The sequence below is a fragment of the Albimonas donghaensis genome (genome assembly GCF_900106695.1).
GTDB lineage: Bacteria > Pseudomonadota > Alphaproteobacteria > Rhodobacterales > Rhodobacteraceae > Albimonas > Albimonas donghaensis.
Window position 1 is genome coordinate 37,834 of the sequence record NZ_FNMZ01000007.1, and the last position, 25,742, is coordinate 63,575.

Below are 25,742 nucleotides of genomic sequence, written 5' to 3' on the forward strand. Positions count from 1 at the left end.
GTCCGGGCGGAGGTCAGCCGGCGGCGGCGCTGCCGGCGTCTTCCGGCGCATCGAGCGTCAGCAGGGCGCCGGCGCGGCGGACATGCCAGCTGCGCGGCGGGGCGAGCCGGGCGCGCAACCGCTCCGCCCGCCAGGCCGGGGGCGCTCCCCGGGTCCAGCAGCCGGTCTCCGCCCCCGTCCCCATCCCCGCCCCGCCTCCGGATCCGGGCCGCGCGGGCGACAGCCGCCAGCGGGTCTCCACCCCTTCAGCGCCGCCCTCGCCGCCGGTCAGCAGCAGGATCAGCGGCGCCGGCGCATCCCGGTCGCCGCCCTGGTCGCGATCGCGCGCGGCCTCCGCCCCCGCCTCCGCCGCCAGGTGCAGCCGCCGCACCGGGGTCAGGCGCGGCGGCGTCGGGGTCTCGGCCACCACCAGCGGCGCGGCGCCCGAGCGCAACGCCTCCTCCGCGCACCACAGCACATCCTCGGGCCGGCGCGGCGCGGCCAGCACCAGTCGCCCCGGGTCGAAGAAATCCGCCAGCCCGTCGGCGTTCAGCCGCCCCGCATCGCCCCGGGGCGTCCGGATCCACAGCACCGGCCCGCCCTCCGCCGCGGCCGCCGCCAGCGCCGCGAAAACCGCCCGCGCCGGACCGCAGACCTCGTGCGTCCGCCCCCGGACCAACGAGATCCCGCCCCCGAGATCCAGCGCGCCGCGCCCTCGATCGCGCGGTCCGCGGCAGGCGTCGCCTTCGCGCGGCCCGCGCAGGTCGGCGCCGATCAGACGGCGAAGATGCGGATCAGACAGGCCCATCGGCGACTCCCCCTTGTTCCCTTTATGTTCTCACCCACCTCCGTCAGGAAATCAACCGCGACCGCCCGACATGAATCGATTCGGGGCACTCATGGCGGGCAGCGGCGCCTCCAACATGAACACGACGCAACGTTATCAATTACTTGCGGAAAATGACCTCACCAAAACGGAGGATTTGCGGCCGCATTCGTTAACCTTATCTTAACAAATGTGAGTAGCGTTCCCACCATCGCTCCGAGGGTGATGGTCGTGCCGGACCCCCAGTCCGGCGAACTGATTTGCGTAGTGTCGGCCTGACCCTCGGAGGCCCAGCGGAAGCACCCCAGCCGCCGGGCGAAGACATCACCCCAGTGAGACCCCGGGACGGGCTCTGCGACAGCAGGGCCCGTCTTGGATTCGGCCGCCGACTTCGACGCCGGGGCCGAGCCTCGCGCCCGGAATCAAGACGCCGGCCGCCCCGAAAATCCAGGCGACGGACGAGCTGGAAGGAAGGGAGGGCGCCGTGGTAGCCGCTGCCGGACTCGAACCGGCATGAGCAAAGCCCGAGGCATTTTGAGTGCCTTGTGTCTACCAATTCCACCAAGCGGCCACGGCCCGCACGCTTTACCCGATCCGTCGCGCGGTGGGAAGCCGGCGCGCCGCCGAACCCGCCCCCTGCGGCGCATACGCCCCGCCCCCCCCGCGCGCGTGGACAGCGCCCCGCCGCCCGGCTAACCCTTCGACCATGGTGCGCAAGCTATACGACTGGGTCCTGCGACAGGCGGAGGCCCCCTACGCTCTCTGGATGCTGGCGGCCGTCAGCTTCGTGGAGAGCTCGGTATTCCCGATCCCCCCCGACGTGCTGATGATCCCGATGATCCTCGCCGCCCCTCACCGGGCCTGGCGGATCGCGGGCGTGTGCACCGCGGCCTCGGTCGCGGGGGGGGCGCTGGGCTACTATATCGGCTACGAGCTGTTCGCCTCCATCGGCCGTCCGGTGCTGGAATTCTACGGCAAGGACCACGCCTTCGAGGAGATCCGCGACGCCTATAACGGCCAGGGCGTGTGGGCGGTGCTGATCGCCGGCGTGACGCCGTTCCCCTACAAGGTCATCACGATCTTCTCAGGCGTCACCCAGTTGAACTTCGCGCTGTTCATGGCGATGTCGGTCATCGCCCGGGGCCTGCGATTCTTCGTCATCGCGGCGCTGCTGAACCGCTACGGGGACGCGGCGCGCGACTTCATCGACCGCCGCCTGGGCCTGGTCGCGACCGTCTCGGTCGCCCTGCTCATCGGAGGCTTCGTCGTCGTGAAATACGCCCTGTGACCGGTCCCGACGCCCGCGGCGAGGCCGAGAGCCCGCCGGTTCCCACCCTTCTGGCCGGGCTCGCCGCCGCCGGATCCGCGGGGATGCTGGCCGGGGCCTTCGCCTTCCAGCATCTCGGCGGGCTCGCGCCCTGCGAGATGTGCCTCTGGCAGCGCTGGCCGCATGCGCTCGGCATCGCGCTGGGCGTGCTGCTGCTGGTCCCGTTCCTGCGCGAGTCGCGGATCCTGCGCCTTCTCGGCCTGGTCTCCATGCTGGTCGGGGCGGGGATCGCGCTGATGCATACCGGGGTCGAGCGCGGCTGGTGGGAAGGCCCCACCGAATGCAGCGGCGGCCCCGGCGGGGATCTCAGCGCCGATCAGCTGCTCGACGCGATCCGCGCGGCCCCCATGGTCCGCTGCGATGAGGTCGCGTGGTCGATGATGGGCCTATCGATGGCGAGCTGGAACGGCATCGCCTCGGTCGCGCTGGCCCTGTTCTGGGCTGCCTCACTGCGTCGGAGCTGAGTCGGAACGCGCGTAGGGCGGGTGCGAACCCGCCTCCCACGCCCTCCGCCAGGGGCCTCTCAGGGTTCCAGCTCGGCGTCCCAGTAGAGATAGTCCATCCAGCTGTCATGCAGGTGATTGGGCGGGAATTTCCGCCCCACATTCTGCAACGCCCCGGCCGTGGGCCGCCCCGGCGCCTTGGCCAGCCGCATCCCCGCCTGGCGCAGCGACCGCGAGCCCTTGCGCAGGTTGCACGGCCCGCAGGCCGCCACGACGTTCTCCCATGTCGTGCGCCCGCCCGCGGCCCGGGGCACCACGTGGTCGAAGGTCAGATCCCCCTTGGCCCCGCAATACTGACAGCGGAACTCGTCGCGCAGGAACAGGTTGAAGCGGGTGAAGGCGGCCAGCCGCGCCGGCTTCACGTATTCGCGCAGCACCACCACCGAGGGCAGCCTGATCTCCAGGCTGGGAGAGCGCGCGACCTCCTCATATTCCGCCACGATGGCGACGCGGTCGAGGAACGCGGCCTTCACCGCCTCCTGCCACGGCCACAGCGACAGCGGAAAGTAGCTGAGCGGCCGGAAATCGGCGTTGAGCACCAACGCCGGATGATCTTTCAGCCGTGCCGGACTTCGCACGAACTGGGTGGTGTAGGGATCGTTCAACAAGCGACAGCTCCCCCGTCCCGGCCTGCATCCGCAGCGAGACGGGACGAACCCGTCCCAGTTGGATGCGTCGACTATATCTGGCGAATACCAGCGCGCAACATTCAAGATGAAGGGGCGCGACTTCGCCTCCCGCGCTGTCTAGCAGCGCGGGGTGACGATTTGACGACGAGATGGGGGAGGATGCGCGCCCGGCCGCGGGGTCGGCCGGGCGGGCGGGCGCTCAGTCCAGCCAGGTCTTGAGCAGCCGCAGCGCCGCCACCAGACCGTCGGGAGAGATCGAGTGCGGCACGCCGGGGCAGCCCAGCGTGGCGGCCTCGATCCCCGCCGCCTCCAGCCCCTGGCGCGCCTCCTCCATGGAGGAGAAGGGCACCACCGGGTCCGCCGTCCCGTGGGCCAGCAGCACCGGGGGACGGGTCCGGATCTCGGCCGGCAGGCGCTCGGGCGCCAGCAGGCGGCCGGAATAGCCGACCACGCAGGCGAGCTGCTTCTCGCGCCGGGGCGCAACGTGCAGCGACATCATCGTGCCCTGCGAAAAGCCCACCAGCGCGATCTTCGAGGCCGGCACGCCCTCCGCCTCGATCCCGTCGATATAGGCGTTGATCAGGTCGATGGAGGCCGCCATGCCCGCGTCGCGCTGGGTCTCGGTCGATCCGTCCATGTGCGGGATCGGGAACCACTGGTAGCCCATCGGGTTCATGGCGCTGCGCTCGGGCGCGTTGGGCGCGCGGAATTCCACGTCGGGCAGGTGATCCTCCAGCGGATCGGACAGCCCGATCAGGTCGTTGCCATCGGCCCCATAGCCGTGCAGCAGCACCACCACCGCCTTGCGATTTCCCGATTTGGCCGGCTTCACCGGTCCCGTCAGCGCCTGCGTCACGTCACGCCCTCCCTGTCCTTGGCCACCCGGTAATAGGCCCAGAGCAACCGCGCCGCCACCCCGCGCCAGGGGGACCAGGCCCGCGCCATCTCGGCGAAGGGCCTGGGCGTGGGGCGGGCGGGAAGCTCGAACAGCAGGCGGGCGGATTCCTGCAGGGCGAGATCGGCGGGCGCGAAGACATCGGCCCGGCCGAGCGAGAACAACAGGTAGACCTCCGCCGTCCAGCGCCCGATGCCGGGGACGGCGACGAGCGCGTCGATGGCCTCCTCGTCCGGCAGGGTCCGCAGGGCGGGATAGTCGAGCGCGGCCTCGGCCAGCGCGCGGGCGTAGCGCATCTTGGGACGCGACAGGCCGCAGGCGCGCAGGGCCTCGTCATCCATGGCGCGCAGGACGGCGGGGTCCGTGGCGCCGGCGGCCTCGACCCGTTTCCAGATGCCCGCGGCGGCGGCGACCGAGATCTGCTGCGAAACGATGGCGTTCAGCAGCGCCCGAAACCCGTCCTCGCGCCGGCGCAGGGGCGGCGGGCCGGAAAGCTCCAGCGCATGGGCGAAACGCGGCTCGCGGGCGGCGAGCCAGGCGCTGCCTTCCGCGATGCAGGCTTCGGTTTCGATGATGCGTCCAACCATGGCGGGCACCTGACCGCGGGCGCCCCCCCGGGTCAAGCGCCGCCTGCGCGCCCCGGTCCGGCGGGCGGCGGGGTGGGCGGGCGGGAGCCGACCGGCGGAGCGGGGCGGGCAGGCGGCGCGCCCCGCTCCGGGGAGCGGGAGCCGCGCGACACCCCTACCGCCACTTGCCCGCGGGCGCCCGCGCGGCGAGGCGCCGGGGTCGCGTGCGGCCACGTCTCCCCGCACCCGTCGCCCGCGCCCGCCTCCTCCGGCCCCTTCCGGCGCCGCATCCTCACCGCCTCCGCCGGCGCCCCGCCCCGCCCGCCCCCGTGACCCGGCGCCGCTTGACCCCGCCCCGCCGTCGCGCTTCGCTCCGCGCCCATGAGCCCGCATGTCGAACGCTTCGCCCCCTCGCCCAACGGCCACCTGCATCTGGGCCACGCCTTCTCGGCGCTGCTCGCCCATGACGCCGCGCGCGCCGCCGGCGGCCGCTTTCTGCTGCGCATCGAGGACATCGACCGCACCCGCGCCCGCCCGGAATACGAAGCCGCCATCCTCGAGGACCTCGCCTGGCTGGGCCTGACATGGGAGCGCCCGGTCCTGCGCCAGTCCGAGCGCGGCGCAGCCTACGCCGCCGCCCTCGCCACGCTCGACGCGCGCGGCCTGCTCTATCCCTGCGCCTGCACCCGCAAGGACATCGCCGCGGCCCTCGACGCCCCGCAGGAGACCGCGCCCGGCCTCGCCCCCGGCCCCGAAGGCCCGGACGGAACGCCCTATCCCGGAACCTGCCGTCTGACGCCCCCCGGCCCCGACACGCCCCACGCCCTGCGCCTCGACATGGCCGCCGCCATCGAGACGCTGGGCGGCGCCGAGGCCGTGCGCGCCCTGACGGTGATGGAACTGGGCGTGGGACCGGGGGGCGAGACCGGGCCCCTCGCCCTCGACCCCGACTGGCTGACGACCCGCTGCGGCGACGTGGTGCTGGCGCGCAAGGATATCGGGACCAGCTATCACCTCTCGGTGGTGGTGGACGACGCGGCGCAGGGCGTGACCCATGTCACCCGCGGGCAGGACCTGTTCGCCGCCGCGCCCCTGCAACGGCTGATCCAGGCGCTGCTCGGACTTCCCGCCCCCGTCTATCGCCATCACCGGCTGATCCGCGACGCCTCCGGCCGCCGGCTCGCCAAGCGGGACCGGGACGCGGGCCTGCGCGAGCTGCGCGCCGCCGGCGTCGCTCCGGCCGAGATCAGGGCCCGTCTCGGCCTTCCGCCAGCAGCCGCCGGATGAACCCGGCCGCCAGCGGCAGGGTCAGCAGCACCGCGAAGATCCGCGCCAGGTGGTGGGTGGCGACGAAGGCCGGATCGGCGTCGATGGCGATGGCGATCAGGCTCATCTCCGCCACCCCGCCCGGCGCATAGGCCAGCAGCGCCGCGAACAGGTCCACGCCCAGAGCCGCATGCGCCGCCAGCGCGAAGCCGAAGCTCAGCGCCATCAGCACCACCGTCCCCAGCAGGGTCCACCCCGCGGTCTGCGCGAAGAACCGCAGCGGCACGCCATGGAACCGCGTCCCGATCGACGCCCCGGCGACCATCAGCGCCAGCTCCACCGTCCAGGCCGGCATGCCGCCCTCGATCACGCCCGGAAACCGCAGCGCCGCCGAGGCGACCAGCGGCCCCAGCAGATAGGGCACCGGCCAGCCCATCCGCCGCAGCAACAGCACCAGCGGGATCGAGACCCCGGCCAGCAGCGCGAAATCCCACGCTCCGATCAGCCCGCCCTCATGTCCCGGCGTGCCCTCCGGCGGCGGCAGCCCCAGCCAGCCGAAGGCGATCAGCGGCGCCGCCATCACCACAAGCGCCACCCGCAGCGCGTGATAAAGCGCCACCCGGCGCTCATCCGTCCCCATCTCCTCGGCGAAGAGCGCGATGGCGGTCAGCCCTCCGGGCAACGAGATCAGCAGCGACGTGCCCCCGTCCATCCGCGACAGGAACCGGAACATCCGAAAGCAGATATAGCCCCCCACCGGCACATAGAGCACCGCGCCGACCAGGGTCAGCGGCCAGCGGGCCAGGTCCTCGGCCGAGGCGAAGGAAAAGCTCTCCCCCAGAAACAGCCCGATCACCGCCAGGAAGGCCATGCGGAACCAGACCGGCACGTCGATCGGCGCGCCGGCGAAACTGGCGATCATGCACAGGAAGATCGCGCCCAGCATCCACGCCAGCGGCACGCCGGCGAGATCCGCCGCGAAGCCCCCCGCGGCCCCCACGCAGAGCCCGGCCGCCAGCCGCGCCAGGTTGCGCCGGGTCAGCCGCCGGGCCCAGAGCGCCCGCAGGGTCGCCGGCTCGCCGCCCCTGGCCGGGGTCGCGGCGGTGTCCGCGCGTTCCTCCGCCCCGCTCACTCCGCGATGGGGTCGAGGATCACGACCTCCGCCCCATCGCGCACGGCGGTGTAGTAGCAGGAGCGGCGGTTGGTATGGCAGGCGGGGCCCTTCTGGGTGACCTGCAGCAACAGGCAGTCGCGGTCGCAATCCACCCGCAGCTCCACCAGCCGCTGACGATGGCCCGAGGTCTCGCCCTTGCGCCAGAGCTGCGCGCGCGAGCGGGACCAGTAGGTCACCTGCCCGGTCTCCAGCGTCTCGCGCAGGCTGGCCTCGTTCATCCAGGCCATCATCAGGACGGTCCCGTCCTCGGCGTCCTGGGCGATGGCGGGGATCAGCCCGCGGTCGTCGAAGCGCAGCGAGGCGGGGTCGAACGGCCGCGGGCCGGGCGTCTCGGGACTGGATGTTTCGGTCACGGGGGAGGCGTCTCCGCAAAAGGTATGACGGTCCCCGCCTTTTACACGCGGGCGCGCAGGGCTATCTAGGGGATGCGGGGGCGCAGGCGCCGCCGGCCGCCCCGCCAAGGCAATGGAGACCGCAGATGACCGACGCCGCCGAACAGGACCTGATCGGGCTCTATTCCAAGCGCATCCTCGCGCTGGCCGCCGACATTCCCCATGCCGGGCGGCTGGACGGGGACTGCGCGACGGCCCGCGTCCGCTCGCCGGTCTGCGGCTCGACGGTGACGGTGGACCTGCGGGTGACGGATGGGCGCGTGACCGACTACGCGCAGGACGTGAAGGCCTGCGCGCTGGGCCAGGCCTCGGCCGCGGTGCTGGGCGCCCAGGTCGTGGGGCTGGACCGCGCAACCATCGCCCGCGGGCGGGACGAGCTGCGCGCCATGCTCAAATCCGGCGGCCCGGTCCCCGCCGCGCCGTTCGATGGCTACGAGGCCCTGACGCCCGCGCGCGACTACAAGCACCGCCACGCCTCGATCCTGCTGGCCTTCGACGCGACGCTGCAGGCCTTCGACGCGGCCTGAGTCCGGGGCGCCCCCCTCCCCCCCCCAAAAAAAGACCGCCGCAACCCGTTTCCGGGCGCGGCGGCAGTCGTGCGGTTTGGCGGATCATCCTCCGGCCGACAGGCAGGGCGGCGGGAGGAACCGGACGAGGGGACCGGCAGGGACAAGGCGATCCGCGCGCGACCGCAGGCGAACTCGATAAGTATGCGTGACAGGCGGCCCGGGCGGCGGCCTCAGGCCAACCCGCTCAGGCCAGCCCGCTCACGCCAGACCGGTGGCCGCGAAACCCAGCCCGATCAGCAGGCAGATGGCGGCGAGCCCCAGCGCATCCTCCAGCGCCTGCTCGGGGGCCTGGTCCATGGCGGAGGCGGCGATGCGGGCGATGGCTTTCATGGCGAGGCTCCTGAAATTCGGTGGCCGGGGCAAAATGTTCCGGAGACGTTCCCCGAGGCATTCCGCAGCGTTCCGTTGGGTGTTCCGCGTTTCGTTGCCATTATGTTCTCCCGATTCCCGAGTCGGGTCAAGAACGATAACGGAACATTAAGAGATCAAATCAGAACATTAGCGCTTGACGCCGCGGAGCCGCCCCGCTCCGGGACTCAGCCATGCCGAAACCCGTCCATGAAATGCAGAAGGATCGCGCCCCCGCCCGAACGGCAACCGCCGCGCGCGCCCCGTCCGAGCGGGAACCGCCGCGTGCGCCCCGTCCGAGCGGGAACCGCCGCGCGCGCCCCGTCCGAGCGGGGCGAGGGCGGGCGGGTGGGGAGCCCCGGTCGGGCGGGGCGCGCGCGGCGCGCGACCCGACGGGTCAGCCGACCTTGAGCAGCCGCAGCGCCTCGTCCGCCTCCATCAGCCACAGCAGCACCCGCGCGGCCTCGCCCCGCGCATCGTCCAGCTTCGGGGCCTTCACCAGCAGCATCCGCGCGTCGTCCTGCGCCACCTTCATCAGGTCGCCATGCAGCTCCAGGTCCGCCACGCGGAAATCCGGCAACCCCGATTGCCGCGTGCCCAGCACGTCGCCGGCCCCGCGCAGGCGCAGATCCTCCTCGGCGATGCGGAACCCGTCCTCGGTCTCGCGCAGGATCGACAGGCGCGCCTGCGCGGTCTCGCCCAGGGGCGGATCGTACATCAGCAGGCAGGTCGAGGCGCCCTCGCCCCGCCCGACCCGGCCGCGCAACTGGTGCAGCTGCGCCAGCCCGAAGCGGTCGGCGTGCTCCACCACCATGATCGTCGCGTTGGGGACGTTCACCCCCACCTCGATCACCGTCGTCGCCACCAGCAACCGGGCGCGGCCCTCGGCGAAATCCGCCATGGCGGCGTCCTTCTCGGCCGCGCCCATGCGGCCGTGGACCAGCGCCACGCCCTCGCCCAGCGCGGCGCGCAGCTCCCGCGCCCGTTCCTCGGCGGCGGTGAGGTCGAGCGTCTCGCTCTCCTCCACCAGCGGGCAGACCCAATAGGCCTGCGCCCCCTCTTCCAGCGCCCTGGCCAGCCGCGCCACCACTTCCTCGTAGCGCCCCGAGGACACCAGCGCCGTCGACACCGGCTTGCGGCCCGGCGGCTTCTCGTCGATCACGCTCACGTCCATGTCGCCATAGGCGGCGAGCGACAGGCTGCGGGGTATGGGCGTCGCGGTCATCACCAGCACGTCCGGCCGCAGCCCCTTGGCCGAGAGGTCCAGCCGCTGGCGCACGCCGAAGCGGTGCTGCTCGTCGATCACCGCCAGCCGCAGGTCGCGAAACGCCACATCCGTCGAGATCAGCGCATGCGTGCCCAGCGCCACCTGCGCCCGCCCGCTCGCCAACGCCTCAAGCTTCTCGGCGCGCGCCGCGCCCCGGTCCCGGCCGGTCAGCAGGACCGCCTCCACCCCCGCCATGTCCAGCAAGGGCGTCAGGCTTTCGAGATGCTGGCGGGCGAGGATCTCCGTCGGGGCCATCAGCGCCCCCTGCCCGCCGGCCTCGGCCGCGGCCAGCAGCGCGCCCAGCGCCACCAACGTCTTGCCCGATCCCACGTCCCCCTGCAAAAGCCGGTTCATCCGCTGGTCCGAGCCCATGTCCGCCGCGATCTCCCCCAGCGCGCGGGTCTGCGCGCCGGTGGGCGCATAGGGCAAGCCGGCCAGCACCTTCCCCCACAGCCGCCCGTCGCCCACGGTCGGGCGCCCCCGGTCGCGGCGCTGACGCTCGCGGGCGATGGCCAGCGTCACCTGGTGGGCGAACAGCTCGTCATAGGCGATGCGCTCGCGCGCCGGGGCGCGGGGGGAGACGGCGGCCTGCGTCGTCGGCCGATGCAGCAGGTCCAGCGCCCCGCGCCAGCCCGGCCAGTTGCGCGCGGCCATCAGACCCGGATCGATCCATTCCGCCAGGTCCGGCGCCCGGTCCAGCGCGGCGGCGGCGGCGCGGGCGATGGCGCGCTGGTTCAGACCCTCGGTGGTCGGGTAGACGGGTTCGAAATCGGGAAGCTCGGCGGCCTCCTCCTCCGACAGCACATGCTCCGGATGCGGCATCTGGCGAATGCCCTCCCAGGTCTCGACCTTGCCCGAGACCACGCGCACCTCGCCCACCGGCAGCAACCGCTCCAGCCAGTCGGAGCGGGCGCGGAAGAACACCAGGTAGAAACCCGCGCCCCCGTCCTCCACCACCACCCGGTAGGGCCCGCCCCGGCGGCGGGACGGGCGATGCTCCCCGATGGTCACGCGGACCGTGGCGATCTCCCCGTCCGGCACGCCGGTGAGGTCGGCGCGCAGCCGCCGGTCGGTCAGCCGCGAGGGCGGGTGCAGAAGCAGGTCGCGCACCCTGGACAGCCCCAGCTTTTCCATCGACGCGGCGGTCTTCGGGCCGACGCCGTCCAGCGACGTGACCTCGGCGAAAAGGGGGAACAGAATCTCGGGGCGTCCGCTGGTGCTCATGGCGCGCAACATGCGACGGGCGCGCGCGCAGCGAAAGCCGGGATCGCCCTCGCCCGCCGCCCGCGTTAGTCATGGGGCCCCAAAGGAGCGGCCCCCGAGGACCCCGATGCGCATCGCACAGATCACCGACAGCCACATCACCGCCCCCGGCGTTCTCTGGAAGGACCGGGTGGACATGGCCGCAGCCCTCGCCCGCGCGGTGGAGCGCCTGAACGAAATCGGCCCCGACCTGGTGGTGCATACCGGCGACATCGTGGACGGCGGGGGCGAGGCGCAATACGGGCTGGCGGCCGAGATCCTGTCGGACCTGCGCGCGCCCCTGCGCCTGCTGCCCGGCAATCACGACATCCGCGACCGGATGCGGGCGGTGTTCAAGGGCCTGCCCGAAGGCGATTTCCTGAACTTCGCGGAGAACGCCGAGGGCCTGCGTCTGCTCGGCCTCGACACCATCGAGGAAGGCCGCACCGCGGGGATCATGGACGCCCCCCGCGCCGCCTGGCTGGCGGAGCAACTGGGCAGGGGCGGCCCGGCGCTGCTTTTCGCCCATCACCCGCCCTGCGCGATGGGGCTGCCCTTCATGGACATCTTCGAATTCGCCGGCGCGGACCTGTTCGCCGAGGCCGTGTCCGCCGCGCCCCCGCTGCGGGTGGCCACCGGCCATGTCCATTGCGCGGCGGAGCGGCATTTCGCCGGAACCCTGGTCGCCGCCTGCCCGGCGGTCGGCGTGCAGATCCCGCCCACCCGGCCCGAAGGCGCGCCCCCCGGCTTCGCGCTGGAGCCGCCGATGATCCGCCTGCATGACTGGAGCGCAGAGCTGGGCCTGACCGTCAAGACCGTGCCGGTCGACGCCTTCTCCGGCCCGTTCCCGTTCGAGACCGACCCCAACGCGGATTTCTCCGCCACCCCGCACGACTGAGCGGGCGCCGGGTCGCGAAGGAAAGGGCGCGCGGACCGGCCGCGCGCCCTTTCCCCTTCGTCCGTCTCGTTGGTCCGCGCGCCCGGCTCAGGCGCCCGCGGTTCGGCCCCGGCGGCGACGCGCGGCCAGTCCGAGCCCGGCCAGGCCCGCACCCAGCAGCGGCAGCGCCGCCGGCAGGGGCACGTCGGCGCCGCCGCCGAAATCGTCGGCGGCCTGGGTGAACGAATAGCCGATCTGCCCCTGCGACACGCCGGTGATCTCGTAGGTCAGCGCGCGCAGGTCGGAGAAGTGGACCTTCATCACCGAGTTCGGCACGGAAGCGCCGCCATTGTCGAAGAACACCGTCCGGAAGTTCGTCGCGTTGTTGGCGTTCGCGGCCGGCGGCGCGTCCTGGTCGATCTCCGCCGTCCAGGTCGCCTTTTCCGTCGGGTCGAAGTCGGTGAAGGACAGGCTGAACTGATCGGCCCGGATCCCGCCGTCGATGCCGTCGATCGAGCCGCCCGCGATGCTCATCGCGCCGCCCGCCGGACCGCCCCGGACCACGCCGCCGCCGGTCGTGCCGGTCAGGACCACCCGGTCGAAATTATAGGCGGTGTTGCCGATCGAGAAGTCGATCTGCGTGATCCGCAGACCGCCTTCGCTCTGGTTCTCCAGGATGAACACCGGGTTGTCGCCGTTGGCGGCGCTGTAGGACGTCCCCGGGTTCTGCAGAAGGGTCAGCTTGAAGCCGACGGACAACGCCTGCGCGGCGGAAACGCTCGCGCACAGCGCCAAGGTCGCCGCGAACGCGCCGACCAGATTAGCCATTTTCGTCATGACGTGGTTCCTGGGTGATCCGGAACGCCCCTCCGGCGCGCCGGGTCGCCACCCGTTCATATTCAAACGCTAATCAAGCGATCAAGGCCGAAACAAGGCGAAGACAGGCCCGGTCGAACGATTTCAGAACCGCGGCTCCGGACCTGCGAAAATGGAACCGGGAGGCCGGGCACCGGCGCGGCTCAGTCGTCGTATTCGGGCGCGCCGGGCGCGGGCGCTGCGCCCCACGGAGCCACGGCCACGGCCGAAATGGCGTTCTTGGGCGAGCCGTCGATCACCTTGTCCGAATAGGTCATGTAGACCAGCGTCGACCGCTTCGGATCCCAGAAGCGCACCACCTGCAGGGTCTTGAACATGATCGAGGTGCGTTGGCGAAACACTTCCTCGCCGGCCTCCAGCTCCCCCTTCCAGGCGATCGGGCCGACCTGCCGGCAGGCGATGGAGGCGTCGGACGTGTCCTCCGCCAGGCCCAGGCTGCCTGAAATCCCGCCCTTCACGGCGCGGGAGACGAAGCAGGACACGCCTTCGACCTTGGGATCGTCGAAGGCCTCCACCACGATCTTGTGGTTGGCCCCGAGCAGCTTGAAGGCGGTGTCGACCTCGCCGATCTCGTCGGCCCTTGCGGGCGCCATGGCGGAGGCCGCGACGACGCTCAGCGACGCGGCGAGGGCGAGGACGGCGGAAAGGCGGCGCATGGGGTCTCCGGCGTTTTGTGCGTGGACCCTGAAAGTCGGGCGGATCGGCGGGAATTCAAGGCGCCCCGGCGTCAGACGCGCGCCGCCCGCGCCTCAGCCCGCCGCGGCGACCGCGCGCAAACCGATCTCGGAGATGATGGCGCTGTAGAACACGAAGGTCGCGACCAGCACGAAGCCGTGCCAGATGGCGTTGTGGAAGCGCAGGCGCTTGGCCAGGAAGAACCCGACGCCGGCCGTGTAGATCAGGCCCCCGGTCACGATCAGGCCGGTGCTGACCGGGCTCAGCGCATGCGCGCCCTCGCCGGGCCACATCAGCATCAGTCCCGCCCAGCCGAGCCCGAGGTAAAGCGGCAGCGACAGCCGCCGCATCCGCGCCGGCCAGAACAGCTTGCCCAGCACCGCGCCCAGAGCCGTCGCCCAGACCGAGCCGATGACCCAGCCCATGCCCGCCCCCCCGATCAGCATCGCGAAGGGGGTCTGGGTGGCGGCGATCTTCACGTAGATCGCGGCATGGTCGAGCCGGCGCAGAAGCTCCTTCCAGCGCACCGTGGGGATCAGGTTGTAGGCGGCCGAGCAGCCCAGCATGGCGAACATGCCCACCGTGTAGACCGCGACCCCCGCCACCACCGGCGCGCCGCCGTCGAACACCGCCGCCAGAAGGATCAGCACCGGCGCCGCCATCAGCGCCAGCGCGATGCCGGTGAAATGCACCGCCGCGTCGGCGATCCGCTCGCCGCGCGTGTAGTCGTGGGAAACGGCGGTGGCCCGCAGGCCCCGCGATGCAGGCGCGTCGCTCATGCAATCAGAATGGCTCCGACGCCCGCCGAATCCAAGCGCGAAGCGTCGATGCGCCTCGCCCCCCCCTCAGGGCGTCCCGTCGCGTCCCGTCGCTTGCCCGCCGCGCCGCCCCGGCGCATACAGGAGCCCCGTCCAGACTGTCCGGAGCCGTCCCCGTGGAACCATTCGACGCCCTCTCGCTCTTCTCCCGCGGCGACGTGGTGCTGGGCATCGTGATCGTCTTCATCGCGATCACCGTCATCCTCGGCGTCCGCATCGTGCCCCAGTCCGAGCAATACGTGGTCACCCGGCTGGGCAAGTATCACCGCACGCTCGCCGCCGGCGTGAACCTCGTGGTCCCCTATCTGGACCAGGTGCATTCCAAGGTCTCCATCGCCGACCAGGTGGTCTCGGACGTGCGGCTGGACGTGGTCAGCCGGGACAACGTGGTGTTCACCATCGAACTGCTCTGCGTGTTCCGCATCGTGAAGGCGGAATTCGCGGTGTTCCGCGTCTCCAACGTCAATGAGCTGGTGATCGGCCTGATCAAGTCGCTGGTCCGCGCCGAACTCGGCAAGGTCGAACTGGACGCCGTGCAGCAGGAGCGCGAGAGCCTCAACATCGCCATCCGCGAGGCGCTGGAGGAAGCGGCCGACGATTACGGCATCAACATCTCCCGCGCCGAAATCACCGACGTCGAGCTGAAGCAGGAGACCGAGCGCGCCATGGGCGAGGTGCTGGAGGCCGAGCGTCAGCGCCGCGCCGCCATCATGCGCGCCGAGGGCGAGAAGCGCGCCGTCGAACTCCGCGCCGACGCCGCCCTCTATGAGCGGCAGAAGGAGGCCGAGGCCCTGCTGGTCACGGCCCGCGCCACCGCCGATTCCAACCGGGTGATCCGCGAGGGCATGGCCGATGGCGGCGCCGAGGCCGCCAAGTTCCAGATCGCCGAGCGCCAGATCGAGGCCTTCGCCAAGCTCGCCGCCTCGCCCAATTCCAAGATCATCGTGCTTCCCGGCGACGCCACCGACGGGCTGACCCGCGCCGCCACCATCCTCGCGAAGGACTGAACCGATGCTGGCGACGGGACTGCTGGACTGGCTTCGCGACCCGTGGATCTGGGTGGGCCTCGGCCTGGTGCTGCTGCTCGCCGAAATCGCGGTCCCCGGCTACGTCATGCTCAGCTTCGGGCTCGGGGCGTTCCTGATGGCGCTGGGCCTGCCGGCGGCGGGCTGGCTGGGGCTCGCGCCCGATGCCGCGCCGCTGCTCCCCCTGCTGCTGGGCTGGGCACTGGCCTCGGCGGTCGCGGCGGGGCTGATCTGGAAGTTCTGGCGCGGCCGGTCCCGCGGCACGTCCGGCCCCGACGACGACGTCAACGACTTCAAGAACCGGCTCTGAAACCCCGCCTGGCGGCGCCGGGCGGGGTGGATTTTCGACGTCGGCCCGAGGTCAGGCGCCCCGGCGACGGCGCGCGACGAAGCCCAGCCCGGCCAGGCCCGCGCCCAGCAGCGGCAGAGCCGCGGGCAGCGGCACGTCCGAGACCGACTCCGAGAACGTGTAGGACGACTTTTCCACGTCATCCGGCAGGGTCAGCGCGAAGGTCGTCCCGTCCGAGAACCCGACGGAAAAGACGGCGTTCGGCGCGGTTCCGTTATTGAAGAACACATCCCGGAAATCGACGGTGGTGTTCGTGTTGTCGGGGTCGATATCGGTTTCGAACCCGAAGACCTCGCCCGGATCGAAGCCGGTGAGCGTGAACTGCAGCAGGTCGGTCCGGGCGCCGCCATTGGCGGTATCGCCGGTGACGAGCGTGAAGCCGATGGTCCCGACATCCGCGCCGATGGAGCCGGCGTAGTCGAAGTTATAGGCGGTGTCGCCGATGGTGAGACCGAAGCTGTTCAGCAGGGCCGAGGTGGAGGTGTTGGTGACCTGGACCACCGGGACATTGGTGTTCCCGTCGATCTCAAGCGTGTAGCCGGTGCTCAGCGCGGCGGCAGGCGCCGCTGTGGCCAGAACCAGGCCGAGCGCCCCAAACATATGTCGCATAACGCGTTTCCCCCTTTTTATGTGATCGCCGCCCCACACGCCGCGACGTGGAACCGCTAACAATGCGTTTCCATTCCTCGTATTAGGGCGGAAATCGGGCGCAAATTTGACATTGCGGCAGGCCCCCCTCGATCCGGCGGGCTCACTCGGCGGAGGCCGTTCGCGCCTCGTCCTCGCCGGCGCGCGCCTTGCGCGGGTGCTGCTCGATCAGCCTCAGCATGGCGCGCAGCTTCACGTCCCAGGGGATGTCGGCCTCGGCCGAGCAGGTGGCGCCGTCCAGCGCCAGGGCGGCGGGCGACTTCTCCAGCCCGCATTCTTCAAAGCGCGCGTCGGTCACGAAATTGGCGTAGGTCGCGAAGCGGATCGCCAGCGCCCGCCCGTCCCTGGCCTCGGACAGCGCGGCGATGGTGGTGCAGACTTTCTCGCGCCGGTTCATGCGGCGGGCCATCTCGCATTCGCAGTCCCGCGTCATCGCCGGCGCCACGGCGGAGGCCGAGGACAGCTCCGAATACTTGCCCGCGAAGCTGATCTCGTCCGGCCGTCCGTCGCCCTCGCTCGGGGTCAGGAAGTTGATGGCGTTCATCAGCTTCGGGAAGGTCGGCAGCTGCCGGCCCAGATCGTTGACGTAGATCGAATCCAGCCCCGCCTCGCGCCGCACCTCGGCGTCGAGATCGAACAGGCAGATCGCCTCCATCCGCGTGCCGTCCGGCGAGATCGCCACCACGTCCCCGGCCGAGGCGAAGGAGGCCCCGACCGCCTCCCGCTCCAGCCGGTGATAGGCGAAGATGTCGGCGCGGGTGATGTTGGTGAAGGTGTGATAGGCGAAGGCGCCCAACAGCACCAATGCCAGCGACAGCAGGACCCTGGGCTTGAACATGCCGGTCACTTCGAACAGCACGACCCGCCGCAGACCACGTGGGTCGACGGGCAGGTCGGCAGGGTTTCCGGGGTGGTCTGGGCAGGCGCGGCGGCGGCGGCGGCCAGGACCAGGATCGGGGCCAGGACAGGGGCCAGGATCGCGGCGGGCAGCGCGGCGCGGGGCCGGGGGAAGATCCGGGATGGGGTCGGAGTCGCGAGGCGCATGACGAAAGCCTCCATTGGCTGAGTTAACCCAACGGCAACCCTACACCCTTTCTCAGGGGCCCCCGTGAACAACCGCACAATCGCGGTGATTTCCGCCCCTGCCGCCCGATTTCACCCGGACCACGCGCCGTGGCGCCCCTCCGGCCCGCGCGGTTTCCGCGAATCGCCCCCCGAAACGAAACCGCCCGCCGACGCGGGCGCGTCGGCGGGCGGGAAGGTCGGGTCGGGCGGCGCCGCCCGGCCGATCAGCTGTCGAGGAAACTGCGCAGGCGGCGCGAGCGGCTCGGATGCTTGAGCTTGCGCAACGCCTTCGCCTCGATCTGGCGAATGCGCTCGCGCGTCACCGAGAACTGCTGCCCGACCTCTTCCAGCGTGTGGTCGGTGTTCATGCCGATGCCGAAGCGCATGCGCAGCACGCGCTCCTCTCGCGGCGTGAGGGACGCCAGAACCCGCGTGGTGGTGTCCTTCAGGTTCGACTGAATGGCGCTGTCCAGCGGCAGGATGGCGTTCTTGTCCTCGATGAAATCGCCGAGCTGGCTGTCCTCCTCGTCGCCGATCGGCGTTTCGAGGGAGATCGGCTCCTTGGCGATCTTCATCACCTTGCGCACCTTCTCCAGCGGCATCTGGAGCTTGGCGGCCAGTTCCTCCGGCGTCGGCTCGCGGCCGATCTCGTGGAGCATCTGGCGCCCGGTGCGGACCAGCTTGTTGATCGTCTCTATCATGTGGACAGGAATGCGGATGGTCCGCGCCTGGTCCGCGATGGACCGGGTGATCGCCTGCCGGATCCACCAGGTCGCGTAGGTGGAGAACTTGTAGCCGCGCCGATACTCGAACTTGTCCACGGCCTTCATCAGGCCGATGTTGCCCTCCTGGATCAGGTCCAGGAACTGCAGGCCGCGGTTCGTGTATTTCTTGGCGATGGAGATCACCAGGCGGAGATTGGCCTCGACCATCTCCTTCTTGGCCTGGCGGGCCTCCTTCTCGCCCTTCTGCACGGTCTGGACGATGCGGCGGAACTCGGGGATGTCGACGCCGACATGCTGGCCGAGCTGGCCGATCTCGTCGCGGGTGGCCTCGATCTTGTCGCGGTAGCGCTCGACGAAATTCGCCCAGCCCTTGCCCTTCAGCGCGCCGACGCGGTCGGTCCACATCGGGTCGAGCTCGCTGTCCCGATATTCCTCGATGAACTGGCGACGGTCGACGCGCGCGGCGTCGGCCATCTTCACCAGCTGGCCTTCCAGCGTCATCAGGCGGCGGTTGATGCCGTAAAGCTGGTCGACCAGCGCCTCGATGCGGTTGTTGTGGAAGTGCAGCTCGTTGACGAGGATCACGATCTCGGTGCGCAGGCGCTGGTATTCCAGCTCTTCGTGGGCCGAGAAGTGCTGCGTCTCCGACAGGGCCGCGCCGATGCGGCTGACCTGCATTTCGCGCAGCTTGATATAGTCGTCGGCGATGCGGTCGAGCTTGGCCAGAACGTCCGGCTTCAGCGCGGCTTCCATGGCGGCGAGCGAGAGGTTGGCGTGCTCCTCCTCGTCGTCATCGCCGTCGCCGTCGCCCTCGGTCCGGGGCTCGCCCTCGGCGCGCGGCGCGGGCTCGCCCTCGGCCTCGCCGGTCACGACGGGGTCGGCGCGCTGGGCTACGGCTTCGGGGCCGGCCTGCACGGCGGCGGCGACGCCTTCGCCTTCCGCGGCCGCGACGACCTCCTCCTCCTCCTCGTCCATGGTGGCGCCGAAGGTGGTCTCGAGGTCGATGACGTCGCGAAGCATGATCCGCTCTTCGACCAGCTCGTCACGCCAGATGGTGATCGCCTGGAAGGTCAGCGGGCTTTCGCACAGGCCCGAGATCATGGTCCCGCGGCCGGCCTCGATGCGCTTGGCGATGGCGATCTCGCCCTCGCGGCTGAGCAGCTCGACCGAGCCCATCTCACGCAGATACATCCGCACCGGGTCATCGGTGCGGTCGAGGCTTTCCGAGGTGGTCGTCGCGGCGACGACCTCCTTGGAATCGCTCTCCTTGGAGTCGTCGGCCTCGGCCTCCTCCTCCTCGACGACGTTGACGCCCATCTCCGACAGGAGGGACATCACGTCTTCGATCTGTTCGGAACCGACCTGCTCGGAAGGAAGGACGCGGTTCAGCTCCTCATAGGTGATGAAGCCCTTCGCCTTGGCCGCCGCGATCATCTTCTTGACCGCGGTCTGGCTCATGTCGAGCATCGGGCCCGCGCCCTCGGTCTGCTCTTCTTCCTTGGAGTCGTCGATGTCCTTGGCCGCCATGCTGCTCCTCCGGATACGCCGCCCGTCAGGCGCTGCGAATCGCTTCGCGCGCTAAGGGCGCGGTCCTGACCTGCAATGATATAGGCGATTCGGCTACCGAATCGCCATGCCCCCACCGTCAATTTCGTCTGCGCGGGCTCTTCTTCCACGGTTCGGATGCATGAAAGTCGCTCAGCCACGCCGAACGCTCCGCATCTCCTTCGTCAGGCGCCGCGTCCCGGCCCTGCCTCGCGGCTTCCTCGCGCTGGCGAGAGATATAGGCGAGACGGTGCGCGATTTCACCCGCCGTGTCCGCGGAAATGTCTTCGAGCGCCGCGCGGCCTTCGCCCGCAAGCGCCAGAAATCCCGCGTGACGGTCCAGCGTTTCGGCCAGCGCGGCCTCCGCCGCCTCCGGGGCCGCGCCGGGGCCCAGCGCCCGGGTCAGCGCGACGCCGCCGCAGATCAGGCCGGGGCGCGGGTCGTGGCCCAGCGCGGCGATCACGGCGGCGAGCATGGTTTCGGCGGGGTCCTCGGCCTCCAGCGCCTCGGGCAGCGCGTCGAGCACCGCCGAGCGCAGGGCGTCGAGGTCGCGATGCGCGAGCCCGATCTCCTGCAGCGCGGCTTCGTGCCGCTCCGCCGCCGCGGGGTGGTGAAGGGCGCCCCAGAGGATCGCGCATTCCCGCACCCGGGCCTCGCTCTGCGCGGCGCCGGCGCCCAGCGGGCTGGCGCGGGTCTCGGCCGCGGGCCCCTCGGCGAAGCCAGCCATGAGGTTCCAGCGCCCGCCGCCGCCCTGACCGAACGCCCGGCCGCCGGGACCGCGCCGGCCCGGCTTGCCGCCCTTGCCGGCGAAGCCGCCGGGCCGGAAGCCTCCGCCCCGGCCGTTCCCGCCGCCATTGTTCCCGTCGTTGCTTCCGCCGCCATAGCCGCCGGGGGCGGGCGGTTCCGGCGCGTAGTCGCGGTCGGGCGCATAGTCCCAGTCCGGGGCCGGACCGTGATCGCCCCGGTCATAGCCCGCGTCGTAACCGGCGTCATAGCCGCCGTAAGCGCGTTCATCGCCGTCATGGGGGCGCCCGGTCGGCGCCGCCTGCGCCATGTCCCGCTCCAGTTCCGCGGCAAGATCCTGCTCGAACCCGCCCGCCGCGCCCCCCGGGCCCGCCGCGCGGCCGGGATGGAACAGCGCCGCGCGCCGCTCCGCGAAGGCCTCGCCGTAATGCCGGCGCAGGCCCGCGTCGGGGATCCGGCGCAGCATCTCGCGCAGGTCGGCGTCGAGCCCGGCCCGGCGTTCGGGACTGTCCAGCGCCTTGCCCTCGATCGCCGAGCGCCACAGCATCTCCACCAGCGGCAGCGCCTCGCAGAGCACCGCCTCCATCGCCTCCGGCCCGCCTTCGCGCAGCAGGTCGTCGGGGTCCCGCCCCTCCGGCAGCAGGGCGAAGCGCAGCGAGCGGCCCGGCCCGATCTTCGGCAGCGCCAGGTCGGCCAGCCGCCGCGCCGCCCGCAGGCCAGCGGCGTCGCCGTCCAGCGCCACGATCGGCTCGTCGGCCATGCGCCACAGCAGGTCGAGCTGCGCCTCGGTCACCGCGGTGCCCAGCGGCGCCACCGATTCGGCGAACCCGGCGCGGGCCAGCGCGATCACGTCCATGTAGCCCTCGGCCACGATCAGCCGCCCGGCCTTGCCCGCCGCCTCCCGCGCCGGCCCGTGATGATAGAGGCTGCGGCCCTTGTCGAAGAGCTCCGTTTCCGGCCCGTTGAGGTATTTGGCCCGCGCCTCGGGGCTCAGCGCCCGACCGCCGAAGGAGATGCAGCGCCCCTGCGCGTCGCGGATCGGGAACATGATGCGGCCGCGGAACCGGTCATAGGGCTTGCCGCCGTCATCGGGGCGGATCAGCATGCCGGCGCGGACCAGATCGTCCTCCGGGACGCCCCTGGTCGCCATCGCCTCGGCCAGCCCGCGCCGCGCGTCGGGCGCGTATCCCAACTCGAACCGCTGCGCCGCGCCGCCGCCAAGCCCGCGCCCCCGCAGGTAATCGCGCGCGCCCTCCGCCTGGCCGCCGCGCAGCATCAGACGGTAATGGGCGACGCAGGCCTCCAGCACTTCGGTCAGACCCTTGCGGGCCTCGGCGCGGGCGGCGGCGGCGGGGTCGCGGGCGGGCATGGTCATGCCGGCCTGCCCGGCCAGCACCTCCACCGCCTCCATGAAGCCCATGCCCTCGGCCTCGCGCAGGAAGGTGATGGCGTCGCCCTTCGCCTGGCAGCCGAAGCAGTAGTAATAGCCCTCGCGGTCCTTCACGTGGAAGGAGGCGGTCTTCTCCTGGTGGAAGGGGCACGGCGCCCAGTAGTCGCCCTTGCCGGCATTGGTCTTTCCACGCTCCCACGTCACCTTCCGGCCGACGATGGCGGCCAGGCTCACGCGCGTGCGCAGCTCTTCAAGAAAACCCGGGGGAAGCGACATGGTCCATGTATCCCGCGGCCGGCGTGAGTCTTCAAGCGCCCCTCGCCGCCGCTGACCCTGCGCGCTCCCCCTGCCCCAGCCCTGGCGCAACGCGGTTCGGGAGGGCGAAGGGGGGGCGGGCGGCTGGGGCGGGCGATCCGGCCGCGTCAGCGGACGGGAGTCCCGTCCCCGCCGCCCCTCAGGTCCAGTTGGGGATCTCCCCGCCCGGCAGCGCGGCCCGCGCCCGCATCGGCGCGTCATAGGGCAGCCCCGCCGCGTCGCAGAACGCGATCAGCAGCGGCTCGTCGGCCAGCACGAAATCCAGCACGAAGCCCAGGAACTCCGGCTCCGCCGCCCGCGCCCGCAACTCGCCCGCTTCCGTCCCCGCCGCGGCGAGGAACGCGCCCAGCCGGTCCTCGTCTCCCGCCAGGTGGCCCAAGGCGCCGATCCCGATCCGCTCCGCCGCATCCTGCGTCATGCCTGCGCCCGTCATTCCCGTCATTCCCTTGTCGCTGCGCGGGCCTCGCCGCGCGGGGCCCGCATCCGCACCGAATCCTCGCCCCCGCGCCAGGTCTGCGCCGGGTCCGCCGAAAGCCGCGCGAGGCCCCCTGAAGACCCCCGCACGCCCCCTCGCAGGCCGTCCGCAGCCGCCTGCCGTGACGTCGCGCTCGCATGACGTCACGGCCTCGTTGACGAAGCTGAGCGATGACATGGCCGGGGGTAACAACTCGTTAACGGTTCTTGCCGACATACTTGGGCCAGCGGAGGACGGGCGCAAGACGCGCCGCCCGGTCCGGCCGCGCAGGACCTTGAACGGGGCGGAGCGGCGCAAAAGCCATGAGCGGACGGATTCTGATCGCCGGAGGCGCGACGACGCGGTTTCACCAATTGGCGGAGCGGTTGCGCGACGCCTATCTCGACGTCTCCGACGCCCCGGATGGCCGCGCCGCGCTGGAAATGGCCCGGACCGAGGATCCGGACCTGATCATCGCCGATGCGCGCTGCCCGGCCCTGCCAGGCCTGCATCTGTGCCGCGCCATCAAGACCGACCCGAGCCTCGCCCATCTGCCCGTGGTGATCCTCGCCGACCGCGAGGCGCGGGCCGAACGGCTGGCGGGGCTGGAGGCCGGGGCCGACGATTTCCTTTCCCTGCCGCTGGGCGACCCGCCGCTGCTGGCGCGCCTGCGCAACCTGATGCGCATGAAAGCCATGGTCGACGAACTGCGCCTGCGCGAGGAGACCGCCCGCGCCCTCGGCCTGCCCGCCGCCCCCGAACCGCAGCCGGAGACGCCGGGCTTCCCCACCCCCGGCCTGATGCTGGCGATCCTGCCCGACCCGGTCTCGGCCCGTCGCCGCGCGGCGCAGCTGGGCGCGGCGCTCGGCATCGAATGCCGCCCCCTGACCTGCGACCGCGACGCCCTCGCCGCCGCCGAGCGCATCCCGCCGGACCTGGTGATGATCGAACCCGGAGAGGGCGCCGCCCCGCTGGAGGCCGCGCTGCGCCTGGTCGCGGCCCTGCGCTCGCGGCCCGGCACGCGGGGCGCCGGCATGGTGCTGGTGCTGCCGCCCTCGGCCGGGGAGGCGGCCCCGATGGCGCTCGATCTCGGCGTCGACGACTGCGTGACCTCGCCCCCCGACCTGGCCGAGCTCGCCGCCCGCCTGCGCACGCTGCTGCGCCGCAAGCGCTATTCCGACCGGCTGCGCGACGCGGTGCGCGACGGACTGCTGCTGGCGGCGACGGATCCGCTGACCGGCCTGTTCAACCGCCGATACGCCGAAACCCACCTCGCCCGGATGCTGGAGCAATGCGCCCGGGCCGGCGCGCCGCTGGCGGTGATGATGCTCGACCTCGATCGCTTCAAGCGGATCAATGACGACCACGGCCACGCCGCCGGGGACGCGGTGCTGCGCGGCTTCGCCGGGAGGCTTAAGGCCGAGGTGAGAGGCGCCGACCTGGTGGCGCGGCTGGGGGGCGAGGAATTCTGCGTGGCCATGCCCGGCGCCGACGAGGGCGAGGCCCGCCGCGCCGCCGAGCGGGTGCGCGCCGCAGTGGCCGACGCCCCCTTCCCCGTGCCCGAGGGCGCGCCGATACCGGTGACGGTTTCGATCGGGGTGGCGGTCATGCCGCCCTCCGCCACCCCGCCGCCGGAGATGGCGCCGGCCGCCGCGGCGCTGGCCGCCTCGATGCGCCCCGCCGACGGCGCCGTCGCGCCTGGCCTGGCCGAGCCCGCCGCCGCCTTCCTGCGCCCGCCCCGCGCCTCGGCGAACCGGGGCGCGGCCGGCGCGGCGCGCCCCGCCCCCGCGATCGCCCGCGCCGCGCCGGACGGCGCCGCTCTGCTGGCCCGGGCCGATCACGCGCTTTACGCCAGCAAGGCGGGCGGACGGGACCGGGTGTCGCTGATCCGGCTCGGCTGAGCCCTCCGCCCAGCGGCTTCCCGGGGCCTTCCCGGCGCCTCCCTCCGCGCCATCTCCGGCGGCGGGGCGGCACGATGCGGTCGAAGACAGCCGCGACGAGGCCATGCCGGCGGGCGGGCGAAGCGGCGCCGGGCCTTCGTCCCCGCGCCCATCGCGCGGCGGCGGTTCAGTCCCGCTCGCCCTTCCGGTCCCCGTCCCGGCCATGATCCCCGTCCCGGCGCCAGCGGGGCTTGCCGCGATCCTCGCGCAGGGCTTCGGCCAGTTCCTCGCGACTGTGATCGGTCAGCCGGCGGGCCACATCCACGAAGATCCGGTCGGCGAGATCGCCGCTGCGCCGCTCGGCCTCGCGCGCGGCGACCAGGGCGGCGGCCAGGGCGTCGGGATCGAACGGGCGCGCCTCCAGCGCCGAGGCGATGCCGGCGCGGGCCCGGGTCAGCGCGCCGGCCATGCTGCGCATCTCCCCATGCCGTTCGCGGATCGCGTCGCGGGTCTCGTCGCGGTCCTCGTCGGAGAGGTCCCGGAAGGCCCGCCAAAGGGTCACCCGGTCGAACCCCGCCGGCATCGTCGCCCGCGGCGGGCCGCCATGGCGCATGAACGCGCCCGCGGCGGCGCCGATCAGCAGCAGGTTCACGCAGATCGACGCCGCCAGCGCCCAGCGCACCCAGCGCCGGCGACGGCGCGGCGGCGCGACGGCGGCCGCGGCCCCCTCGTCCCCCGCCCGCGGTCCGCCGGTCGGCTCGAAATCATCGGTCATCGCGTCTCCTCCAGCGTCGGCAGATCCGCGTCAGGCAGGAATTCGGCCTGCAGGAAAGCGCTTTCATAGCTGTAGCCGGTGGTCAGCAGCGCGAAGCCGCGGGCCAGCGGGTTGTCGCCCGAATAGCCCAGCGCCACGCCCATCGCCATCGAGGCGGCGAAGGCCGCCGGCGCGCCGATGCGGGTCAGGCGCCCGGCGCGGCGGCGCGCGCCGCCCGCCAGCCGCGGGTCCCGATACGCCGCAGCAGGGCGAGCGGGGCGCGCAGGCGAAGCCGCGGACGTCGGGCCGGGCGCATCGCGGAACGCGGCCAGCGCCTCGGCCGCATCGCGCTCCATTCGGGCCAGCAGGGCGGGCGGGAGCGGGGGCGGCGACGCGGCGGCGAGTTCGGCCAGCGCTTGGTCGAGCGCCGCGGCGGCGGCTTCGGCGCGCGCCGCGTTCTCCAGGCCGCCGGCGCCCGGTTCCGCATCCGGAGCCGCGGCCAGCGCGTCGGCCAGCGCGGCCAGCTCCGCCTCCGTCATCCGCGCTTTCGCCGTCCGGGTCATCGCATTCTCCTCACGCGCGGGGCGTCCCGCCTGCTCGTCTCGGGCGCCGTCGCGGC

General features: G+C 72.2%; 27 protein-coding genes and 1 tRNA gene. 8 read left to right on the top strand and 20 right to left on the bottom strand.

Features of this window, described 5'->3' with window-relative positions; translation table 11 throughout:
- Nucleotides 1-13: 13 nt before the first annotated feature.
- Nucleotides 14-787 (bottom strand): hypothetical protein, encoded by a 774-nt coding sequence (locus tag BLV24_RS16410; protein ID WP_245710619.1) that lies wholly within the window; start codon nucleotides 785-787, stop codon nucleotides 14-16.
- A gap of 503 nt (nucleotides 788-1,290) precedes the next feature.
- A tRNA-Leu gene (locus tag BLV24_RS16415) sits at nucleotides 1,291-1,376 on the bottom strand.
- Nucleotides 1,377-1,511: 135 nt separating this feature from the next.
- Here BLV24_RS16415 and BLV24_RS16420 point away from each other — a divergent pair.
- Nucleotides 1,512-2,093 carry a YqaA family protein gene (locus BLV24_RS16420; protein ID WP_092683782.1) on the top strand — a complete coding sequence of 194 codons (582 nt, stop codon included), beginning with the start codon at nucleotides 1,512-1,514 and terminating at the stop codon, nucleotides 2,091-2,093.
- A complete protein-coding gene (locus BLV24_RS16425) occupies nucleotides 2,090-2,596 on the top strand; it encodes a disulfide bond formation protein B (RefSeq protein ID WP_245710621.1) in 507 nt (168 codons plus the stop codon). The genes BLV24_RS16420 and BLV24_RS16425 overlap by 4 nt, the downstream gene beginning before the upstream one ends.
- A 59-nt stretch (nucleotides 2,597-2,655) precedes the next feature.
- Here the strand turns inward: BLV24_RS16425 and BLV24_RS16430 are convergent, their stop codons facing one another.
- From BLV24_RS16430 to BLV24_RS16440, 3 genes are all read right to left on the bottom strand, one after another.
- Nucleotides 2,656-3,240 carry an HNH endonuclease gene (locus tag BLV24_RS16430; RefSeq protein WP_092683784.1) on the bottom strand — a complete coding sequence of 195 codons (585 nt, stop codon included), beginning with the start codon at nucleotides 3,238-3,240 and terminating at the stop codon, nucleotides 2,656-2,658.
- A gap of 223 nt (nucleotides 3,241-3,463) precedes the next feature.
- Nucleotides 3,464-4,120 (bottom strand): alpha/beta hydrolase, encoded by a 657-nt coding sequence (locus BLV24_RS16435; protein WP_245710622.1) that lies wholly within the window; start codon nucleotides 4,118-4,120, stop codon nucleotides 3,464-3,466.
- The gene (locus tag BLV24_RS16440; protein WP_092684021.1) at nucleotides 4,117-4,746 is read right to left on the bottom strand and encodes a DNA-3-methyladenine glycosylase family protein; all 630 of its coding nucleotides are present in this window, start codon (nucleotides 4,744-4,746) and stop codon (nucleotides 4,117-4,119) included. Before BLV24_RS16440 ends, BLV24_RS16435 begins: the two co-directional genes overlap by 4 nt.
- A gap of 360 nt (nucleotides 4,747-5,106) precedes the next feature.
- Between BLV24_RS16440 and gluQRS the strand changes: the two genes are divergently transcribed.
- Nucleotides 5,107-6,012 (top strand): tRNA glutamyl-Q(34) synthetase GluQRS, encoded by a 906-nt coding sequence (gluQRS, locus tag BLV24_RS16445; RefSeq protein WP_092683786.1) that lies wholly within the window; start codon nucleotides 5,107-5,109, stop codon nucleotides 6,010-6,012.
- Here the strand turns inward: gluQRS and BLV24_RS16450 are convergent.
- Nucleotides 5,972-7,123, bottom strand: coding sequence for an AbrB family protein (locus tag BLV24_RS16450; RefSeq protein WP_092683788.1), 1,152 nt, complete (start codon nucleotides 7,121-7,123; stop codon nucleotides 5,972-5,974). The genes gluQRS and BLV24_RS16450 overlap by 41 nt on opposite strands.
- Nucleotides 7,120-7,518, bottom strand: coding sequence for a phosphoribosyl-AMP cyclohydrolase (gene hisI, locus BLV24_RS16455; RefSeq protein WP_092683790.1), 399 nt, complete (start codon nucleotides 7,516-7,518; stop codon nucleotides 7,120-7,122). The genes BLV24_RS16450 and hisI overlap by 4 nt, the downstream gene beginning before the upstream one ends.
- 125 nt (nucleotides 7,519-7,643) lie before the next feature.
- On the opposite strand from hisI, the gene BLV24_RS16460 reads away from it, so the two are divergent.
- Nucleotides 7,644-8,084: an iron-sulfur cluster assembly scaffold protein gene (locus tag BLV24_RS16460; RefSeq protein WP_092683792.1), complete on the top strand. Its 441-nt coding sequence runs from the start codon at nucleotides 7,644-7,646 to the stop codon at nucleotides 8,082-8,084.
- Between the two features lie 240 nt (nucleotides 8,085-8,324).
- Here the strand turns inward: BLV24_RS16460 and BLV24_RS22900 are convergent, their stop codons facing one another.
- Together BLV24_RS22900 and recG are read right to left on the bottom strand one after the other, a co-directional pair.
- Nucleotides 8,325-8,456, bottom strand: coding sequence for a hypothetical protein (locus BLV24_RS22900; protein ID WP_281242934.1), 132 nt, complete (start codon nucleotides 8,454-8,456; stop codon nucleotides 8,325-8,327).
- 415 nt (nucleotides 8,457-8,871) lie between these two features.
- Entirely contained in the window at nucleotides 8,872-10,965 is a 2,094-nt protein-coding gene (recG, locus tag BLV24_RS16465) for an ATP-dependent DNA helicase RecG (RefSeq protein WP_092683794.1), read from the bottom strand.
- Between the two features lie 106 nt (nucleotides 10,966-11,071).
- Between recG and BLV24_RS16470 the strand changes: the two genes are divergently transcribed.
- Nucleotides 11,072-11,881, top strand: a complete 810-nt coding sequence (locus BLV24_RS16470) for a metallophosphoesterase (RefSeq protein ID WP_176954785.1) — start codon at nucleotides 11,072-11,074, stop codon at nucleotides 11,879-11,881.
- An 87-nt stretch (nucleotides 11,882-11,968) separates the two neighbouring features.
- Here BLV24_RS16470 and BLV24_RS16475 read toward each other — a convergent pair whose 3' ends face one another.
- The 3 genes from BLV24_RS16475 to trhA form a co-directional block, all read right to left on the bottom strand.
- On the bottom strand, nucleotides 11,969-12,697 hold the full coding sequence (locus BLV24_RS16475) for a VPLPA-CTERM sorting domain-containing protein (protein WP_176954786.1): 729 nt from the start codon (nucleotides 12,695-12,697) through the stop codon (nucleotides 11,969-11,971).
- A 182-nt stretch (nucleotides 12,698-12,879) separates the two neighbouring features.
- Nucleotides 12,880-13,392: a CreA family protein gene (locus tag BLV24_RS16480; RefSeq protein WP_092683800.1), complete on the bottom strand. Its 513-nt coding sequence runs from the start codon at nucleotides 13,390-13,392 to the stop codon at nucleotides 12,880-12,882.
- A 93-nt stretch (nucleotides 13,393-13,485) separates the two neighbouring features.
- A complete protein-coding gene (gene trhA / locus BLV24_RS16485; protein ID WP_092684023.1) occupies nucleotides 13,486-14,190 on the bottom strand; it encodes a PAQR family membrane homeostasis protein TrhA in 705 nt (234 codons plus the stop codon).
- Between the two features lie 155 nt (nucleotides 14,191-14,345).
- Between trhA and BLV24_RS16490 the strand changes: the two genes are divergently transcribed.
- Together BLV24_RS16490 and BLV24_RS16495 are read left to right on the top strand one after the other, a co-directional pair.
- Nucleotides 14,346-15,236, top strand: coding sequence for an SPFH domain-containing protein (locus BLV24_RS16490; RefSeq protein ID WP_176954787.1), 891 nt, complete (start codon nucleotides 14,346-14,348; stop codon nucleotides 15,234-15,236).
- Between the two features lie 4 nt (nucleotides 15,237-15,240).
- Nucleotides 15,241-15,564, top strand: a complete 324-nt coding sequence (locus BLV24_RS16495) for a hypothetical protein (protein ID WP_092683804.1) — start codon at nucleotides 15,241-15,243, stop codon at nucleotides 15,562-15,564.
- A 51-nt stretch (nucleotides 15,565-15,615) separates the two neighbouring features.
- Here the strand turns inward: BLV24_RS16495 and BLV24_RS16500 are convergent, their stop codons facing one another.
- The 6 genes from BLV24_RS16500 to BLV24_RS16525 all read right to left on the bottom strand — a co-directional run bounded on the left by BLV24_RS16500 (nucleotide 15,616) and on the right by BLV24_RS16525 (nucleotide 22,468).
- Complete coding sequence (locus tag BLV24_RS16500) at nucleotides 15,616-16,212, bottom strand: VPLPA-CTERM sorting domain-containing protein (protein ID WP_092683806.1); 597 nt, start codon at nucleotides 16,210-16,212, stop codon at nucleotides 15,616-15,618.
- Between the two features lie 142 nt (nucleotides 16,213-16,354).
- Nucleotides 16,355-17,110, bottom strand: coding sequence for a hypothetical protein (locus tag BLV24_RS16505; protein ID WP_143040340.1), 756 nt, complete (start codon nucleotides 17,108-17,110; stop codon nucleotides 16,355-16,357).
- The gene (locus tag BLV24_RS22080) at nucleotides 17,095-17,295 is read right to left on the bottom strand and encodes a hypothetical protein (protein ID WP_176954788.1); all 201 of its coding nucleotides are present in this window, start codon (nucleotides 17,293-17,295) and stop codon (nucleotides 17,095-17,097) included. The genes BLV24_RS16505 and BLV24_RS22080 overlap by 16 nt, the downstream gene beginning before the upstream one ends.
- Nucleotides 17,296-17,540: 245 nt before the next feature.
- Entirely contained in the window at nucleotides 17,541-19,568 is a 2,028-nt protein-coding gene (gene rpoD / locus BLV24_RS16515; protein WP_092683812.1) for an RNA polymerase sigma factor RpoD, read from the bottom strand.
- Nucleotides 19,569-19,686: 118 nt separating this feature from the next.
- Complete coding sequence (gene dnaG / locus BLV24_RS22275) at nucleotides 19,687-21,996, bottom strand: DNA primase (RefSeq protein ID WP_218133452.1); 2,310 nt, start codon at nucleotides 21,994-21,996, stop codon at nucleotides 19,687-19,689.
- A 178-nt stretch (nucleotides 21,997-22,174) separates the two neighbouring features.
- Nucleotides 22,175-22,468 carry a DUF3572 domain-containing protein gene (locus BLV24_RS16525; protein WP_245710623.1) on the bottom strand — a complete coding sequence of 98 codons (294 nt, stop codon included), beginning with the start codon at nucleotides 22,466-22,468 and terminating at the stop codon, nucleotides 22,175-22,177.
- A gap of 344 nt (nucleotides 22,469-22,812) precedes the next feature.
- On the opposite strand from BLV24_RS16525, the gene BLV24_RS16530 reads away from it, so the two are divergent.
- Nucleotides 22,813-24,390 (top strand): diguanylate cyclase, encoded by a 1,578-nt coding sequence (locus tag BLV24_RS16530; RefSeq protein WP_092683814.1) that lies wholly within the window; start codon nucleotides 22,813-22,815, stop codon nucleotides 24,388-24,390.
- Nucleotides 24,391-24,556: 166 nt separating this feature from the next.
- Here BLV24_RS16530 and BLV24_RS16535 read toward each other — a convergent pair whose 3' ends face one another.
- Both BLV24_RS16535 and BLV24_RS16540 read right to left on the bottom strand, forming a co-directional pair.
- Nucleotides 24,557-25,144, bottom strand: a complete 588-nt coding sequence (locus BLV24_RS16535; RefSeq protein WP_092683816.1) for a periplasmic heavy metal sensor — start codon at nucleotides 25,142-25,144, stop codon at nucleotides 24,557-24,559.
- Nucleotides 25,141-25,686, bottom strand: a complete 546-nt coding sequence (locus BLV24_RS16540) for a hypothetical protein (RefSeq protein ID WP_143040341.1) — start codon at nucleotides 25,684-25,686, stop codon at nucleotides 25,141-25,143. Before BLV24_RS16540 ends, BLV24_RS16535 begins: the two co-directional genes overlap by 4 nt.
- Nucleotides 25,687-25,742: the final 56 nt, after the last annotated feature.

What these genes read in the sequence shown, in the direction of transcription:
- BLV24_RS16535 (WP_092683816.1), bottom strand. Translation starts at nt 25,144, where the DNA reads ATGACCGATGATTTCGAGCCGACCGGCGGACCGCGGGCGGGGGACGAG.
- BLV24_RS16470 (WP_176954785.1), top strand. Translation starts at nt 11,072, where the DNA reads ATGCGCATCGCACAGATCACCGACAGCCACATCACCGCCCCCGGCGTT.
- BLV24_RS16440 (WP_092684021.1), bottom strand. Translation starts at nt 4,746, where the DNA reads ATGGTTGGACGCATCATCGAAACCGAAGCCTGCATCGCGGAAGGCAGC.
- recG (WP_092683794.1), bottom strand. Translation starts at nt 10,965, where the DNA reads ATGAGCACCAGCGGACGCCCCGAGATTCTGTTCCCCCTTTTCGCCGAG.
- BLV24_RS16410 (WP_245710619.1), bottom strand. Translation starts at nt 787, where the DNA reads ATGGGCCTGTCTGATCCGCATCTTCGCCGTCTGATCGGCGCCGACCTG.
- rpoD (WP_092683812.1), bottom strand. Translation starts at nt 19,568, where the DNA reads ATGGCGGCCAAGGACATCGACGACTCCAAGGAAGAAGAGCAGACCGAG.
- BLV24_RS22080 (WP_176954788.1), bottom strand. Translation starts at nt 17,295, where the DNA reads ATGCGCCTCGCGACTCCGACCCCATCCCGGATCTTCCCCCGGCCCCGC.
- BLV24_RS16495 (WP_092683804.1), top strand. Translation starts at nt 15,241, where the DNA reads ATGCTGGCGACGGGACTGCTGGACTGGCTTCGCGACCCGTGGATCTGG.
- BLV24_RS16420 (WP_092683782.1), top strand. Translation starts at nt 1,512, where the DNA reads ATGGTGCGCAAGCTATACGACTGGGTCCTGCGACAGGCGGAGGCCCCC.
- BLV24_RS16480 (WP_092683800.1), bottom strand. Translation starts at nt 13,392, where the DNA reads ATGCGCCGCCTTTCCGCCGTCCTCGCCCTCGCCGCGTCGCTGAGCGTC.
- BLV24_RS16460 (WP_092683792.1), top strand. Translation starts at nt 7,644, where the DNA reads ATGACCGACGCCGCCGAACAGGACCTGATCGGGCTCTATTCCAAGCGC.
- trhA (WP_092684023.1), bottom strand. Translation starts at nt 14,190, where the DNA reads ATGAGCGACGCGCCTGCATCGCGGGGCCTGCGGGCCACCGCCGTTTCC.
- BLV24_RS22900 (WP_281242934.1), bottom strand. Translation starts at nt 8,456, where the DNA reads ATGAAAGCCATCGCCCGCATCGCCGCCTCCGCCATGGACCAGGCCCCC.
- gluQRS (WP_092683786.1), top strand. Translation starts at nt 5,107, where the DNA reads ATGAGCCCGCATGTCGAACGCTTCGCCCCCTCGCCCAACGGCCACCTG.
- BLV24_RS16475 (WP_176954786.1), bottom strand. Translation starts at nt 12,697, where the DNA reads ATGACGAAAATGGCTAATCTGGTCGGCGCGTTCGCGGCGACCTTGGCG.
- BLV24_RS16540 (WP_143040341.1), bottom strand. Translation starts at nt 25,686, where the DNA reads ATGACCCGGACGGCGAAAGCGCGGATGACGGAGGCGGAGCTGGCCGCG.
- BLV24_RS16530 (WP_092683814.1), top strand. Translation starts at nt 22,813, where the DNA reads ATGAGCGGACGGATTCTGATCGCCGGAGGCGCGACGACGCGGTTTCAC.
- BLV24_RS16525 (WP_245710623.1), bottom strand. Translation starts at nt 22,468, where the DNA reads ATGACGGGCGCAGGCATGACGCAGGATGCGGCGGAGCGGATCGGGATC.
- BLV24_RS16500 (WP_092683806.1), bottom strand. Translation starts at nt 16,212, where the DNA reads ATGCGACATATGTTTGGGGCGCTCGGCCTGGTTCTGGCCACAGCGGCG.
- dnaG (WP_218133452.1), bottom strand. Translation starts at nt 21,996, where the DNA reads ATGTCGCTTCCCCCGGGTTTTCTTGAAGAGCTGCGCACGCGCGTGAGC.